The organism is Mycobacterium sp. NPDC048908, assembly GCF_043197955.1.
GTDB lineage: Bacteria > Actinomycetota > Actinomycetes > Mycobacteriales > Mycobacteriaceae > Mycobacterium.
Window position 1 is genome coordinate 288,432 of record NZ_JBICUE010000001.1, and the last position, 14,769, is coordinate 303,200.

General features: G+C 64.1%; 14 protein-coding genes. 7 read left to right on the forward strand and 7 right to left on the reverse strand.

All coding sequences use genetic code 11. The annotated features are described in order from the left end of the window. The first annotated feature begins 8 nt into the window (after positions 1 to 8). The 6 genes from ACGFK1_RS01415 to ACGFK1_RS01440 are packed head-to-tail and all read left to right on the forward strand — an operon-like array spanning position 9 to position 6,645. Entirely contained in the window at positions 9 to 1,247 is a 1,239-nt protein-coding gene (locus tag ACGFK1_RS01415; protein WP_393424486.1) for an amidohydrolase family protein, read from the forward strand. Beyond that, positions 1,244 to 2,851: an acyl-CoA synthetase gene (locus ACGFK1_RS01420; protein WP_393424489.1), complete on the forward strand. Its 1,608-nt coding sequence runs from the start codon at positions 1,244 to 1,246 to the stop codon at positions 2,849 to 2,851. Before ACGFK1_RS01415 ends, ACGFK1_RS01420 begins: the two co-directional genes overlap by 4 nt. After that, on the forward strand, positions 2,848 to 3,684 hold the full coding sequence (locus ACGFK1_RS01425) for an amidohydrolase family protein (protein ID WP_393424492.1): 837 nt from the start codon (positions 2,848 to 2,850) through the stop codon (positions 3,682 to 3,684). Before ACGFK1_RS01420 ends, ACGFK1_RS01425 begins: the two co-directional genes overlap by 4 nt. Then, entirely contained in the window at positions 3,684 to 4,745 is a 1,062-nt protein-coding gene (locus ACGFK1_RS01430; protein WP_393424495.1) for an acyl-CoA dehydrogenase family protein, read from the forward strand. Before ACGFK1_RS01425 ends, ACGFK1_RS01430 begins: the two co-directional genes overlap by 1 nt. Next, positions 4,746 to 5,942: an acyl-CoA dehydrogenase family protein gene (locus ACGFK1_RS01435; RefSeq protein ID WP_393424497.1), complete on the forward strand. Its 1,197-nt coding sequence runs from the start codon at positions 4,746 to 4,748 to the stop codon at positions 5,940 to 5,942. Positions 5,943 to 5,997: 55 nt separating this feature from the next. Continuing rightward, complete coding sequence (locus ACGFK1_RS01440) at positions 5,998 to 6,645, forward strand: class I SAM-dependent methyltransferase (RefSeq protein WP_393424500.1); 648 nt, start codon at positions 5,998 to 6,000, stop codon at positions 6,643 to 6,645. Here the strand turns inward: ACGFK1_RS01440 and ACGFK1_RS01445 are convergent. The 6 genes from ACGFK1_RS01445 to ACGFK1_RS01470 form a co-directional block, all read right to left on the reverse strand. After that, positions 6,640 to 7,785: a thiolase family protein gene (locus tag ACGFK1_RS01445; RefSeq protein WP_393424503.1), complete on the reverse strand. Its 1,146-nt coding sequence runs from the start codon at positions 7,783 to 7,785 to the stop codon at positions 6,640 to 6,642. The genes ACGFK1_RS01440 and ACGFK1_RS01445 overlap by 6 nt on opposite strands. A 63-nt stretch (positions 7,786 to 7,848) precedes the next feature. Beyond that, positions 7,849 to 8,223 carry an NYN domain-containing protein gene (locus ACGFK1_RS01450; RefSeq protein WP_393424506.1) on the reverse strand — a complete coding sequence of 125 codons (375 nt, stop codon included), beginning with the start codon at positions 8,221 to 8,223 and terminating at the stop codon, positions 7,849 to 7,851. A 90-nt stretch (positions 8,224 to 8,313) separates the two neighbouring features. Next, the gene (locus tag ACGFK1_RS01455; protein ID WP_393426257.1) at positions 8,314 to 9,528 is read right to left on the reverse strand and encodes a CaiB/BaiF CoA transferase family protein; all 1,215 of its coding nucleotides are present in this window, start codon (positions 9,526 to 9,528) and stop codon (positions 8,314 to 8,316) included. A gap of 96 nt (positions 9,529 to 9,624) precedes the next feature. Further along, positions 9,625 to 10,866: a cytochrome P450 gene (locus ACGFK1_RS01460; protein ID WP_393424509.1), complete on the reverse strand. Its 1,242-nt coding sequence runs from the start codon at positions 10,864 to 10,866 to the stop codon at positions 9,625 to 9,627. Between the two features lie 104 nt (positions 10,867 to 10,970). Then, positions 10,971 to 12,629 carry an acyl-CoA synthetase gene (locus tag ACGFK1_RS01465; protein ID WP_393424512.1) on the reverse strand — a complete coding sequence of 553 codons (1,659 nt, stop codon included), beginning with the start codon at positions 12,627 to 12,629 and terminating at the stop codon, positions 10,971 to 10,973. Between the two features lie 8 nt (positions 12,630 to 12,637). Further along, positions 12,638 to 12,814 (reverse strand): hypothetical protein, encoded by a 177-nt coding sequence (locus ACGFK1_RS01470; protein WP_393424515.1) that lies wholly within the window; start codon positions 12,812 to 12,814, stop codon positions 12,638 to 12,640. A gap of 103 nt (positions 12,815 to 12,917) precedes the next feature. Between ACGFK1_RS01470 and ACGFK1_RS01475 the strand changes: the two genes are divergently transcribed. Further along, complete coding sequence (locus ACGFK1_RS01475) at positions 12,918 to 13,838, forward strand: acyl-ACP desaturase (RefSeq protein ID WP_393424518.1); 921 nt, start codon at positions 12,918 to 12,920, stop codon at positions 13,836 to 13,838. Positions 13,839 to 13,978: 140 nt separating this feature from the next. Here the strand turns inward: ACGFK1_RS01475 and ACGFK1_RS01480 are convergent, their stop codons facing one another. Continuing rightward, positions 13,979 to 14,761: an IclR family transcriptional regulator gene (locus ACGFK1_RS01480; RefSeq protein WP_393424521.1), complete on the reverse strand. Its 783-nt coding sequence runs from the start codon at positions 14,759 to 14,761 to the stop codon at positions 13,979 to 13,981. Positions 14,762 to 14,769: the final 8 nt, after the last annotated feature.

The following is a 14,769-nucleotide window of genomic DNA, read 5'->3' on the forward strand; positions in this document are numbered from 1 at the left end:
GAGACGTCATGACGACAGAGCGAGTACCGCAGCGGATCGCGCGTCCAACGCTCGACTACAAGGCGATCGACGTTGACAACCACTACTACGAGACGCTGGACGCCTGCACCCGGCACCTGCCCAAAGAGTTCAAGCGCCGCGGTGTACAGATGGTCAAGGACGGCAAGCGCACTTTGGCGGTGATGGGCGAGCGGGTCAACCACTTCATCCCGAATCCCACCTTCGACCCGATCATCGAACCCGGGTGCCTCGACCTGTTGTTCCGCGGCGAGATCCCCGAAGGCGTCAACCCGGCGTCGCTGATGAAGGTCGACCGGTTGGGCGAGCATCCCGAGTACCAGAACCGCGATGCCCGGGTGAAGATCCTCGACAAGCAGAATCTCGAAACCGTGTTCATGTTGCCGACGTTCGCGTGCGGCGTCGAGGAGGCGCTCAAACACGACATCGAGGCGACGATGGCCACCGTGCACGCGTTCAACCTCTGGCTCGACGAGGACTGGGGTTTCGACCGTCCGGATCACCGGATCATCTCCGCGCCGATCATTTCGCTCGCCGACCCGGACAAAGCCGTCGAAGAGGTCGAGTTCGTGCTCGGTAAGGGCGCCAAGATGGTGCTGGTGCGGCCGGCGCCGGTACCCGGTGTGGTCAAGCCGCGTTCGCTGGGAGATCCGCTGCACGACCAGGTGTGGGCACGGCTGGCCGAGGCCGGCGTGCCGGTCGGATTCCACTTGTCGGACAGCGGATACCTTGCGATCGCCGCGCTGTGGGGTGGCAAGTCGACCTTCGAGGGGTTCGGAAAGAAGGATCCGCTCGATCAGGTGCTGCTCGACGACCGCGCCATCCACGACGCGATGGCCTCGATGATCGTGCATCAGGTGTTCACTCGACACCCCGAGCTCAAGGTCGCAAGCATCGAGAACGGCTCCTATTTCGTCTACCGCTTGATCAAACGGCTGAAAAAGGCCGCCAACACCGCGCCTTACCACTTCAAGGAGGATCCGGTCGAGCAGCTGAGCAACAATGTCTGGATCGCACCGTATTACGAGGACGACGTGAAACTGCTCGCCGAGACCGTCGGCGTCGACAAGATCCTGTTCGGGTCCGACTGGCCGCACGGTGAGGGCCTCGCCGATCCGATGTCCTTCACCGCGGACATCCCGCAATTCCCGGAGTTCAGCGCGGTAGACACCCGAAAAGTCATGCGCGACAATGCCTTAGAGCTCCTCGGTGTCAGCGTCTCGGCATGACCGAGTGGACCATTGGCGCGGTACTGGACGCCATCGCAGAGGTGGTTCCTGACCGGCTGATGACGATCTGCGGCGAGCGTCGCAGCACCTACGGCGAATCGGCCGAACGGACCCGCAGGCTGGCGAACTTCCTTGCCGCCCAGCGATTCGGCGCCCATCGGGAGCGTGACGAACTCGAGAGCTGGGAATGCGGCCAGGACCGGGTTGCCTTGATCATGCACAACGATCTCTATCCCGACATGGTGATCGGTTGCCTCAAAGCACGCACGGTGCCCGCCAACGTCAACTACAACTACACGCCACGCGAAGTCGCCGACCTGTTGGACTATCTGCGACCGCGCGCGGTCATCTATCACCGCTCGCTGGGTCCCAAGTTCGCCGACGTGCTTCCGCCGCCGTCGGCTGATCTGCTGATAGCGGTCGACGACGGCGGCGACGTTGCCGCTCTGCCTGGCGCGATCGAACTCGAAATGGCCTTGGCTGAGGGCGATACGAATCGGCACATCACGCCGTCGCCCGACGACCTGCTGATGGTGTGCACCGGCGGCACCACCGGACGACCCAAAGGCGTCATGTGGCGGCAAACGGACAGCTATGTGGTGTCGATGAACGGTGCCGATCACGAGTCCGCCGGTGAGATACACGACAAGGTGCACAACGGGGGACAGCCGTGGTTTGCGGTCTCGCCGCTGATGCACGCGGCCGGCATGTGGACGGCCTTCGCGGCGCTGCTCAACGGCTTGCCGGTGGTGCTGTATGACCGGACGAGCTTCGACCCGCCCGCAGTCCTTGCGACCGCGGAACGCGAGAAGGTGGGCATGATGACGATGGTGGGTGACGCATACGCCGGGCCTCTGGTCGAGGAGTTGAGGCGCGGCCGCTACGACCTGACGTCGATGTTTGCGATCGGCACCGGCGGAGCGGCGACCAACCCGAAATACCAACGGGCGCTGCTGGAACTGCTGCCGCACATCACCCTGATCAACGGCTACGGCTCGTCGGAGACCGGAAACGTGGGCTTCGGGCGCAGCCAACGCGGCTCGCAGAAGGACACATTCGAACTTCGCGACGGCGCCCTGGTGGTATCCGAGGACTACCGCCGGTTCCTGCGGCCAGGCGACGACGAGATCGGCTACGTCGCGCGCGCGGGCCGGATCCCACTCGGCTATTTCGACGATCAAGCCGCCACGGAGAAGACATTCCCGGTCGTCGAAGGACGGCGCGTCGTGATCTCGGGGGACCGCGGATCGCTGACGGCCGACGGCACGATGCGACTGCTCGGCCGTGACGCCCTGATCGTCAACACCGGCGGGGAGAAGGTGTTCGTCGAGGAAGTCGAAGAGGTGCTGCGCGCACATCCCGCGGTGGCGGACGCGCTGGTGGTCGGACGGCCCAGCCAGCGCTGGGGCCAGGAGGTGGTTGCGCTGGTGGCGTTGCGCGACGAGGTGGACCACGCGGTGTTGCACGGCCATTGCGCGTCGCGTCTGGCACGTTTCAAGGCGCCCAAGGAGTTCATCGTCGTCGACCGCGTTCGTCGGCTCGGCAACGGCAAGGCCGACTACCGGTGGGCGAAAAACGCTGCGGCACAGAAAGCTATGGCATGACCCACAAAGCGATCGATTGCCTCGTCAACGTCCATTTCGGCGAGACCGAGAAGCAGCCCACCTGGATGCTCAAGGTGCGTGACGACTACTTCAAGGGCCCCGACTCGATGTTCGCCCCGGTCGACCTCTCCGAACTGCTCGACGAGATGGATGAGCAGGGCGTCGCGAAAGCCATCCTGATGGACAGCCTCGCCAAGCCCTCGATGACCGCGCGCAAGTTCGTCGAGGCGAAGCCGGAGCGGTTCGCGTTGGCGATCGGCGGGATCAACCTGTTGCGGCCGATGCCGGCGCTACGGGAACTCACCGCGGTTGCCAAGGCTCTGCCGGTGGCGTACACCGCGGTCGGGCCCAGCTTCTGGGGCGACGGTCAGTACCCACCCAGCGATGCGGTGTATTACCCGCTGTACACCAAGTGCGCCGAGATCGAGCTACCACTGTGCATCAACACTGGGATCCCGGGACCGCCGGTCCCCGGTGAAGTGCAGAATCCGATCCACCTCGACCGAGTATGCGTGCGGTTCCCCGAGCTGAAGCTCTGCATGATCCACGGTGCGGATCCGTGGTGGGACATCGCGATTCGGCTACTCATCAAATACCAGAATCTGCGCCTGATGACGTCGGCGTGGTCGCCGAAGCGGCTACCCGAAACCCTCCTGCACTACATGCGGACTCGCGGAGCCAACAAGGTGATGTATGCCTCGGACTGGCCGGTGCTGAAGATGCGCCGCGTCGTACCCGAGGCGCTCGCGTTGGATCTGTCTGCCGACGTGCTGGACAACTATCTGTACAACAACGCAGAAGATTTCTTCTTCGGGCGCACAAGGGGGCAGTGATGGATCGCTACGAACTCCGCAGAATCGACTACAGCCTCACGCCCGACCATGAGGCACTGCGGGCTGCCTACAAGGACTTCTTCAAGACGCACTGCTCGATCGAAACCGTGCGCGCCGCAGAGGAGTCCGGGTTCGACAAGAGCTTGTGGGAACGATTGTGCGCCATGGGCGCGACCACGATGGCGCTGCCGGATGCCGTTGGCGGGGACGGGGCGACACTGGTCGACCTGACCTTGGTGGCCGAGGAGATCGGCCGCTCGTTGGCACCGGTGCCGTGGGTCGACCACGTGTGCACGGCGCGGCTGCTGGCCCGCCTCGATGCGGTGCAGGCCGATGTCGTCAACGGCAAGCAGCTGGCAGCGTTCGACCCGCAACACGACAACGTTTCCGGAGTGAGGTTGATCCCGACGGGTTCGATCGCCGACCACGTCGTCGTACGCGACGGTCCAGAAAGCCAAGACATCGTGCGGCTGACGTTCGGCACCCGACCCGCCAAGGTCGACAACATCGGCCGGTTGCCGATGGCGTGGGTCGATCCCGCGACAGCCGATACCCGCACTGTGCTGGCGAGCGGCGCCGCCGCGCTGGCGGAATATCAACGAGCGTTGGACGAGTGGCGGGTGTTGACGGCGGCGGCGCTGGTGGGCCTCGTCGATGAAACGCTGAGGATCGCCGCCGAGTTCGCCAAGTCCCGCTACACGCTCGGTGTCCCCATTTCGACGCTGCAGGGCATCTCGCATCCGCTGGCGAACATCGCGATCACCGTCCAGGGCGGCCGGAATCTGGCTCGTCGGGCAGCGTGGTTCTTGGACAACGAACCCGATGAGCGGCCTGAACTCGCGCCGTCCGCGTTCGTCTTCATGGCAGAGGAGGCCTCCAAGGCCGCGACGATGTGTGTGCACGTCCAAGGCGGACTCGGCGTTTCAGCGGAGGCGGCGGCCACGGCGTATCTGGTGCGTGCCCGTGGGTGGTCGCTGGCGGGCGGTGACCCCGGCGCCAGCGCGAAGTACATCGCGGAGATCGTCGCGGCCCGCGAAAGTGGTTCAGGAAAGGGCGCTTAGGTGGATTTCTCACGGGTTGAGTTGTCCGACGATGATCAGGCGTTCCTCCAGGAAGCGCGCGATTTCCTGCGTACGCACGTCACCGAGGAGGTCATCCGTCGTGACCGCGAGACGGGCGACAACTTCGACGAAGGGGTGCATCTCGCACTTGGTGCCGCCGGATATCTGGCGAAGGAGTGGAAGCCGGAATCCGATGGCGGCTTCGACCGGGTGCGTCGGCGTATCTGGGAACTGGAAAAGCGCCGCGCCCATGTGCCGTGGGTGACGTCGGGCACCACCGCGATGATCGCACGATCGGTGGAGAAGTTCGGCTCGCCGGAACTGAAGGCCGAGGTGATGCCTGGCGTGTTCAGCGGACACATCCGGCTGTGCCTTGGCTACACCGAACCTGAAGGCGGCTCGGACGTCGCAACATGCAAAACCCGCGCGGTGCGGGATGGATCGAGCTGGATCATCAACGGTGCCAAGATGTTCACCACCGGCGCGCACAACTGCCAGTACGTTTTCCTGATCACCAACACCGACCCCGATGCGCCGAAGCACAAGAGCCTGACCATGTTCCTGGTCCCGCTGCACTCACCTGGCATCGAGATCCAGGGCATTCGCACCGTCGACGGCGACCGCACAAACATCGTGTACTACAGCGATGTTCGCGTCGATGACAAGTACCGACTGGGTGAGGTGAACGACGGCTGGACCGTGGTGCGGGAACCGCTCAACGTCGAACACGGTGCGGTCGATGCTGCGCCCGACGGGCTGCAGGATGTGTCGATCATGATGCATCAGGCCGGCTTCATGGCCACCGCCGTCGACAAGGCCGCGGCGAAGATCGCCGAACCCGATTCGAGCGGTCGCCGCCTGATCGACGATGCGTCGGTCACATATCGGCTGGGGCGCAGCGTCGCCCGGATGGAAGCGTCGTTGTCGGCGTCGAGCATCTTCGGGCGAGTGGCGCTGGCGCAGACGATGCGGGACATCTCGCCGGATTTGATGGACCTTCTCGGCACTGCCGCGTCGCTGCCGATCGGCACGGACGGTGCCGCCGACGACGGAGCATCGGAATACGTCTACCGATTCGCGCCGCTGGTCGGGATTTACGGCGGCACACTCGAGGTGTTCCGCAACATGATCGCGCAGTACGTGCTCGGATTGGGCAAGCCTGCCTACGCACCGCCCGCGCAGGAGAAGGCCTCGTGATTCATCGCAGTTTCGGCGTACGTCAGCCGTTGACGGACTGATTAGCATGGCGCCCATGCGTGATACCTGGCTGTCCGAAACCCGCTCATCGTACGACACCGACGCCTCTGGATACGCCGAGAAGGTACGTGGGCTGCTCGGCGATAATCCGTACCTGCGGGTAAGCCTCGAGTTGTTCGCCGAGTTGGTGCGCGACGGCGGAGGTGGACCAGTCGCCGATGTCGGCTGCGGGCCGGGGTACGTCACGCGCTACCTCAATGACGCTGGAGTGGAAGCATTCGGCATTGACCTCTCGCCCGAGATGATCGCGATCGCGCGGCGGGATCACCCCGGCTTGCGCTTCGAGGTCGGGACGATGACCGACCTCGACCTGGCGGACAACTCGGTTGCCGGCGTGCTCGCGTTCTGGTCCGTGATCCACGTGCCCGACGACGCCGTGCCCGGCGTGTTCGAGCAGTTCTGCCGGGTGTTGCGTCCAGGTGGTCCGTTACTGGTCGGGTTTCATGTGGGCGACGAAACACAACACACCTCAAAGGGATACACGGGTCGCCCGATCAATGTGAACAGTTACCACCGGCCGCCGAGCAGGGTCGCGGACTGGCTTCGTGATGCGGGGTTCACGATCGAGGCCGAACTGGTGCTCAGGCCCGACGAGGAAGTTCCAGGAGCGGTTGTCTTCGCCCGAGCACCTGCGGTGTCATAGCGTCACGACCGTCGCGGCCGCGGTGCCCGGTGCGCCGTACAACTGGGTGAACCCGACCTTGGGCTCGCCGGGCACCTGTCGGTCACCCGCCTCACCGCGGAGTTGACGGACCACCTCGTGGATCTGCCGTAGGCCGGACGCGCCGATCGGCTCACCGTTGGCGATCAGCCCGCCGTCGGTGTTGACAGGCATCGCGCCGTGAATCTCGGTGGCGCCATCGGCCAGCAGCTTCTCCTGCTCACCGTCGGCGCAAAAGCCGCACTCCGCCATATGGATGATCTCCGCGCCCGCGTCGGTGTCCTGCAGCTGGATCACATCAACGTCTCCCGGTGCGACACCGGCTTTTTCGAATGCCGCCTCTGCGGCATACACCGTCGGCGCCACGTCTTCGGTGACGGGAGCGAACGTCGTGTTCACCTCGTGGGCGCCGTATCTGCGGGTGCGGACCTCGACGGCACGAAGGAACACCGGCTTCGAGGTGTAGCGGTGGGCGATGTCGGCGTTGCACATGATGACCGCGGCGGCACCTTCGTCGGGTGCGCAGAACATGTACTGGGTGAGCGGGTAGTTCAGCATCGTCGAGTTGAGGATCTCGTCCTCACCGATGGGCTTGCGCCGGAAGGCGTTCGGGTTCAGCGCCCCATTGCGGAAGTTCTTGGCCGCGACCCTGGCCAGGGTCTCCTGCGAGATGCCGTAGTCGTGCAAGTAGCGGTTGGCCTTCATCCCGAAGAATTGCGTGGTGAGGTATTGGCCGTTTTCGGCATACCAGCGCGGCATGCCCACCAGCGCCGGATCCTCGGTGAAGGCACCGCGCGGGTGCTTGTCGAGGCCGATCGCGATGCCGATGTCGTAGTCTCCCAGCCGGATTCCATCGACACATGCCTTGACGGCGTTGGCCGCCGTCGCGCACGCGTTGAACACGTTGGTGAATGGGATTCCGGTCAGCCCGACCATTCCGACGATCGCGTCGGGGTTGGCCACCGTCCAACTGCCGCCGGTGGCGAATTGAATGTCGCTCCACTGCACACCCGCGTCGGTGACCGCGGCGAAGATCGCATCAACACCCATCTCCATGGCGGACTTGCCCGCGAAGCGTCCGAACGGGTGCAGGCCGACGCCGATGATGGCCACGTCATTCATGCGAGTCCTCCCGCGACTCAGGAAACGAACAAACTGTAAACGTTACAGTAGCGACGGTGGGTGTCACCGCGGGTCGATGATGCCGCGCAGACGCTCGGCCGGGAAGACCGACGCACCGGCTTGTCGCACGCGTTCGGACAGTGCGCGATCGGAGGTGGCGACGCACACCTGGTCGGCATGGGCGTCAGCGCGCACCAGTCGGACAATTTCGTCGTCGGCCGAGTTCGGGGCGGGATGCGGGGCGTGCGTCACCGTGATCACCGACGACTCGATCGGCGGTGACGGCGGCCGCTCGAACACCACGGTGACGTCGGCACCGTCGGTGACCGCCCATCGCTCGAGCCGTTCCACCAGAGTCGCCATCGCGCGCCTGCGGTCGCGCCACCACCCGTCGGGCCGAGACCCGATCACGTTCATGCCGTCGACGATCCACCGCACTGGCCCAGGCTATGCCGTGTCTGACCGCGAAACTGTATTCCAGCAGGGAAAGTTCGAGTGACGGCCTGCTGGAATACAGTTTCGGCGAGACTAGGCGATGGCGCCGGAGTTCTTGAGTTCCTCGATGCGGTCCCAGTCCATGCCAAGTTCCATCAACACCAGCTCGGTGTGCTCGGACGCCTGCGGGGCGCGCGTGGTCTCGAGCGGTTCGTGGTTGAACTGCACCGGACCGCGAACGACCTTGAACGGCTTACCGCCGTCGCTCGCCTCGACCTCGACGACCATGTCATTGGCGATCGCCTGCTCATCGGTGCTGAGGTCGGTGAAGCTCTGAAACGGTGCCCACTGCCCCTTCATCGTCTTCAGGTGCTGACGCCAGTACTCGAATGGCTTGCTGCGGATCTGCTCTGCGATGAGTTCGACTGCGGCGGCCGCATTCTCGATCAGCGGAAGCACGTCGCTGAACCGGGGATCATCGGCGAGTTCGGGAAGCCCGAGGTGTTCGAATGCATCGCGGATGTAGCCGGTGGGGCTGACGATGCACAGGTTGATGGTGCCTCCATCCGACGTCAGATAGTTGCCCATGAACGGGTTCACCGTCGGGCCGGCAGCCCCCGGCATCATCGAACGCATCGTCTCGCCGGTCTCCATGCCTTGCGTCATGCTGGCGCCGCCCGCCCACCACGCCGTGCTCAGCAGTGAGACGTCAAGCTCCACCGCCTCGCCGGTGCGGTCCCGATGAAACAGTGCTGCCGAGATTCCCCCTGCGATGAACATGCCGCCGATAGAGTCACCGAACGCCGGAATGCCTTGTGACAGCGCGCCGCCCAGTCCTTCAGGTGTCAGCGCATACCCGACACCGCTACGCGTCCAGAAGGCGGTGCCGTCGAATCCTCCGGTATCGCGCTCGGGTCCCTTGTCGCCGTAGGCGCTGCCGCGGGCGTAGATGATGTTCGGGTTCACCGCGCGGATGTGCTCGACATCGAATCTGTTCTTCTGGCGCTGGGCAGGCATGTAGTTGGTGAGGAACACGTCGGCTGTCCTCGCGATCTCGTGAAGGACCTCCTGGCCGCCGGGCGTCGATACGTCGATGCCGACACTGCGCTTACCGCGATTTGGGTGCTCGATCAACGGATGACGATTTGGGTCGAGCTGGAAGCCGCCCATGTTGATGAAGCCGCGCTGGGTGTCACCGCGGACCGGATGCTCGACCTTGATGACGTCTGCACCCCAGTCGGCGAGGATGGCCCCAGCGGCGGGAACGAACGTGAACTGAGCGACTTCGAGGACACGGACGCCCTCCATCACCTTGATCAAGCGAGGCCTCCCTGTGACTGAGCAATCAACGGTAGCGATTACTGTTGCGCGTCCCGCAAACTCCGAGTGTACGAGGAAGCAGGGTCAGCCGGACCCGACAGGGGGCGGACCGGCTTTTCGAGCGGCAACGTCGAACCTGACCGGAATCGCGGTCGGCGACCGGAATGGGTGGCCACATATCCGCGGGTCGTCGCCGGTCACCAGCTGGATGTTCGACAGCCGTGCGAGTAACCCCTCCACCGCCACCCTGGTCTCCATGCGCGCCAGATGAAGGCCCATGCAGGTGTGCTCGCCTGCGGCAAACGAAATGTGCGGCAATCGCTTTCGGAAGATGTCGAACTGTTCGGAACGCTCCCACCGACGTTCGTCCCGATTCGCCGAGCCGATGGCCACGTCGATCACCGCACCCCTGGGAAGGGTCACCCCTTCGATTTCGGTTTCATCGGCCGCGTAGCGCTGCACCGTCGTCAGCGGAGTCTCGTAGCGCAGACCCTCCTCAATCGCTGGCGCGATCAAATCGTGGTCGGCTTGCACGGCGCGGAACTGTTCGGGATGCGTGAGTAGCAGGAACAAGAGGTTGCCCGACGACCGGTAGGTGGTCTCGAGGCCGGCGGGAAGCAACAGCCGCAAGAACGAATAGATGGCTTCATCGCTGAGTTTCTCACCGTCGATCTCTGCACAGACCAGGTCGCCGATGACGTCTTCGGTCGGCCTGCGACGGCGCTGCTCAATCCGTTGCAGGAAATAGTCTTTGAGCCCCGCAGATGCCTCGAATGCTCGCTTGTACTTCACGGTGTAGCTGATCAACTCGACCGCGCGCTGCCGAAACCATGGCAGATCTTCCTCGGGCAGGCCGAGCAGCTTCGAGATCACCCGGGTGGGAAACTCCACGGTGAAATCGCGGACCAGGTCCGCCTCGCCGGTCTCGATGAACTCGTCGATCAGTCCATGGACGATGGGACGGACGATCTCGGGCTCCCACCGGTGCAGTGATCTCGACTTGAAGGCTGCCGACACCAAATTGCGGTGTTGCCAATGCTTTTTGCCCTCCATCGCGAGGATTGTCGGCCCGATGAACAGGCCGATGGTGCTGTCGTAGACGTGGGAGTTGAACACCTTGCTGTCGCGGAAGACTCTGTTGACAGCCTCGAAGGACACTGCCGCGTACAACTGCTCGGGCATCATCGACTCCGGCGTCTTGGACCAGTCCATCACGCTGCCCTTGAACACGCCGGGTCCGCGCCGCCTCTCGGCGAAGAATGGGTACGGGTCGTCAAGCAGGCTGAATGTCTCGTCGGCCGTGAGGTCGTGCACCGGGCTTTCCACCGCTGATCTCCCGCGTCATCGAACGAACAGGCGTCCAGCTGACAATACTGTAAAGCTTACAGTATTGCGATCAAGGCGTGCGGCGGCGCGAGTCGGCGCCGATTTCAGGCGTCGCCGCTGATCGCCTGCTCGCGTGCCCAGCGATAGTCGGCCTTTCCCGCCGGGCTGCGCTCGATGACTGGCCGGAACACGACCGCCTTCGGCAACTTGTACCGAGCGATGGACGCCGACGCATGGTCGATCAGTTCCTGGGCCGTGACGACGGCGCCGGCGACCACTGCGACGATGGCGACGACCTCCTGGCCCCACCGCTCGCTGGGCCTACCGGAGACCACGACGTCGGCCACGGCGGGATGCGACAACAGGGCGGACTCGACCTCTTCGACGAAGATTTTCTCGCCGCCCGAGTTGATGGTCTGGGATTCCCGCCCCAAGAGTTCGATGCCGCCTTCGGCCAGATGACGCGCACGGTCGCCGGGTATCGAGTACCGCACTCCGTCGATGACAGGGAAGGTTTTGGCGGTCTTGGCCGCATCGCCCTTGTATCCGAGGGGGACGAAGCCGCGTTGGGCGAGCCAGCCGATGCCGTCATGGCCCGGCTCGAGTATGGCGTCGAGGCGCTCTGCCGCGACCTGGGTATCGGGCCCTGCGGTGAACTTTCCCGTCGACACCGCGCCCGGTGTGGACATGTGGCTCATCTGGATCCCGGTCTCCGAGGAGCCGACGCCGTCCATCACGATCAGACCCGGTTTCACGTCGATCAGTCGTTGTTTGGCGGCGGGCGTCAAGAACGCGCCGCCGTTGGCGACCACCGCCAGCGACGACACGTCAGCCGTACCCCGTTCGATCGCGTCGGCGAGTGGTCGGGCCATCGCGTCGCCGACCACCTGCACTGTCATGACCTTCTCGCGCTCGACGGTTCGTACCACCTCGTCGGTGTCGAAACGCTCTGGTGCAGAGGAAAAGACGACCGTCTGGCCGGTGGTGAGCGCGGTCATCACGGCCCACTGCGCGGCCCCGTGCATGAGCGGTGGAAGGGTGAAGATCTTGGTGCCCGGATTTGCCGCGACGCGGTTGGCGATGTCGTCGTAGGACCCAGCTATGTCACCGGTGTACATGTTCCTGCCGCCGAACGACGTCATGAAGATGTCGTGCTGGCGCCACAACACACCCTTCGGCATCCCCGTTGTGCCACCGGTATAGAGCACGTACAGGTCGTCGGGGGAGGGCTCGGCGGGGGGAAGCTGTACCGGTCCGGACGCCACGATCGACTCGTAATCGACCGCGCCGTGCACCAAGTCGTTACCAGAGGCGTCGGCGATCTGAATGAGCACCCGGAGCCGGGGAAGGTCCGGAAGTACCTCTGCGACACGCGGCGCGAAGGCCGCGTGATACACCAGCGCGGTGGCGCCCGAGTCGGCGAGCAGGTACTGCAGTTCGCTCTTGACGTAGCGATAGTTGACGTTGAACGGGGCCACTCTGGCTCGCCATGAACCGAGCATCGCCTCGACGTACTCCGGCCCGTTGTACGCGTAAATGCCCAGCAGATCCTGGCCTACTTCGTGGCCGGCCAGCTCCGAGCGCTCTGCGTGACAGCCCAGCCCGCGGGCGTGCAAGTAAGCCGCGAGGCGGTTGGACCGTTCGACGATCTGCGCATAGGTGTAGCGGCGGTTGCCCTGGATGATGAACTCTCGATCGCCGATCGACGAGGCGACCGCGTCGGCCGCATGCGGGACGGTGAATTGTGTCGTGGACTCAGGCATCGTGCCTCTCAGGGCTGGTACGGGAGCAGCTTGATCATCAGGCCGTTGGCCTCGGATAGTACGTTGCCCGCTGAGCCGGTCATCGCCGCGGTGAGCAGTATGGAATTCGCGCCGGGCGATACGGGCCGGCGGTGGCGCAGTCGGTGCGCCGACAGCGTTCGACAGTGGCCGACGTGAAACAGCATGGCGGTCAGTCCAATTGGGTCATCGCAGCCCGCTCCATTTGATTTCTGCTAGACCTACGGTAGCGTAGGTTACGCACCCGTAGGTAAGCGACGGAGAGTCTCGATGACGACAACCCAAGAGGCAGTGCTCACTGAGCTGGAACCAGTGGTAGAGGCCAACCTGAACCGACATCTCGAGAAGGCGAAGCCCTGGAATCCGCACGACTACATTCCCTGGAGCCGCGGGCGTGACTTCGCCCTGCTGGGCGGCGAGGACTGGACACCCGCCGATTCCCAACTCGACGAGGTTTCCAAAGCCGCCATGGTCGTGAACCTGTTGACCGAGGACAACCTGCCGTCCTACCACCGCGAAATCGCGGTGCGCTTTGGGCGTGACGGTGCCTGGGGGCAGTGGGTCGGACAGTGGACAGCCGAAGAGGGCCGCCACAGCGTCGCGATCCGCGACTATCTCATCGTCACGCGCGGCGTCGACCCGGTAGCCCTCGAGCGTGGGCGCATGGTGCACATGGCGGCCGGCTACGACTCCGGTGACAAAACGCCGATAGAGGCGCTGGCTTATGTGTCCTTCCAGGAACTGGCGACACGGATCAGCCACCGCAACACTGGCCGGGCATCGGGATGTCCGATCGCCGAACAACTCCTCACCCGAATAGCAACCGACGAGAACCTGCACATGGTCTTCTACCGCAACCTGGTGAACGCCGCGCTCGATATCGCACCGATCGAAACGATGAAGGCGATCGCGCGCGAGGTGATCAATTTCCAGATGCCGGGCAGCACCATGCCGGGGTTTGCGGAGAACGCGCTGGTCATCGCGAAAGCGGGTATCTACGACCTGCGTTCGCATCTGGACGATGTCGTGCGCCCGGTGTTGCGGTTCTGGCGGGTGTTCGAGCGTGACGACTTCGACGGCGAAGCGGCCCGCGCGCGAGATGAACTGGCGGCGTTCCTTGATCTCGTTGAGGAGAAGGCCTCCTACTACGACCGGCGTCGCGAGGAACGGTTGGTGAGCTCAGCGCGATAGGGTCGGTTCGGCTCGGCTCGCCCCGACACGGTAGTGGGCGAGCACCGAAAACGACGGGGGCACTTGGCCGTTCAATCTCTTACTCGTTGCGATGATGTCGACGCGCGGATCCCGGGAGAGTGTGCGGTTTGATCGCGGGCTCAGCGCGGAAGGCGACCGCCGATCGTCCGGGTGACTTGCTCGGCATAGCCGACCAGCAGGTCGATCCACGCTTCGCACTGTGGTTGGGGCATCCGCACGGTCGGGCCGCTGATCGTGATGGCGCCGAGGATGTCGGCCGCGGCATCGAAGACAGGTGCGGAAAGGCCGGATGCCGAGTCTTCACGTTCGCCGGTGGTGATCGCATAGCCGTCCGCCCTGGCCTGTGCGATCAACTTGCGCAACTCGTCGGGACTGGTGACCGTACCGTCGGTCATCGGTTCAAGCGGGGTGGCAAGGATCTTATCGGCCAAGTCAGGGTTCCAGGCCAGCAGAATTCGTGAAGCGGATCCGACGTGCAGCGGAATGACCTTGCCCACGTACATGTCTCGGCGTAGCGCGTGATGTGTCTCAGCGACCGCGACGCATACCCTGAAGTTCTGTTCGACCTTGAAGAAGCACGCCGTCTCGCCTGTCTTGTCGCGAATCTCTTTGAGCACCGGGTTGACGACCGATAGCACGTCCAGGTCCTTCAGCGCGGTGGCGGCCCAGTACGACATCCGTACACCGATCCTGATTCGGTCACCCGTTCTGTCGAGCAGGCCCTGCGCAACCATGTTGCTGACCAGTCGCTGAACGGTCGAGGTGGGTAGCCCGGTCGCCTGTTGGATATCGCCCAGCGACATATCGGGTTGGGTCAGCGAGAAGGCATCGAGGATTTCGGTGATTTTGCCGAGCACCAGCAGCGGTTGCTGCTTGGACGAGGCGGCGTCGTCTGATGCCATGACGAGAA

What these genes read in the sequence shown, in the direction of transcription:
- ACGFK1_RS01415 (WP_393424486.1), top strand. Translation starts at nt 9, where the DNA reads ATGACGACAGAGCGAGTACCGCAGCGGATCGCGCGTCCAACGCTCGAC.
- ACGFK1_RS01420 (WP_393424489.1), top strand. Translation starts at nt 1,244, where the DNA reads ATGACCGAGTGGACCATTGGCGCGGTACTGGACGCCATCGCAGAGGTG.
- ACGFK1_RS01425 (WP_393424492.1), top strand. Translation starts at nt 2,848, where the DNA reads ATGACCCACAAAGCGATCGATTGCCTCGTCAACGTCCATTTCGGCGAG.
- ACGFK1_RS01430 (WP_393424495.1), top strand. Translation starts at nt 3,684, where the DNA reads ATGGATCGCTACGAACTCCGCAGAATCGACTACAGCCTCACGCCCGAC.
- ACGFK1_RS01440 (WP_393424500.1), top strand. Translation starts at nt 5,998, where the DNA reads ATGCGTGATACCTGGCTGTCCGAAACCCGCTCATCGTACGACACCGAC.
- ACGFK1_RS01445 (WP_393424503.1), bottom strand. Translation starts at nt 7,785, where the DNA reads ATGAATGACGTGGCCATCATCGGCGTCGGCCTGCACCCGTTCGGACGC.
- ACGFK1_RS01455 (WP_393426257.1), bottom strand. Translation starts at nt 9,528, where the DNA reads ATGGAGGGCGTCCGTGTCCTCGAAGTCGCTCAGTTCACGTTCGTTCCC.
- ACGFK1_RS01465 (WP_393424512.1), bottom strand. Translation starts at nt 12,629, where the DNA reads ATGCCTGAGTCCACGACACAATTCACCGTCCCGCATGCGGCCGACGCG.
- ACGFK1_RS01470 (WP_393424515.1), bottom strand. Translation starts at nt 12,814, where the DNA reads ATGCTGTTTCACGTCGGCCACTGTCGAACGCTGTCGGCGCACCGACTG.
- ACGFK1_RS01475 (WP_393424518.1), top strand. Translation starts at nt 12,918, where the DNA reads ATGACGACAACCCAAGAGGCAGTGCTCACTGAGCTGGAACCAGTGGTA.
- ACGFK1_RS01480 (WP_393424521.1), bottom strand. Translation starts at nt 14,761, where the DNA reads ATGGCATCAGACGACGCCGCCTCGTCCAAGCAGCAACCGCTGCTGGTG.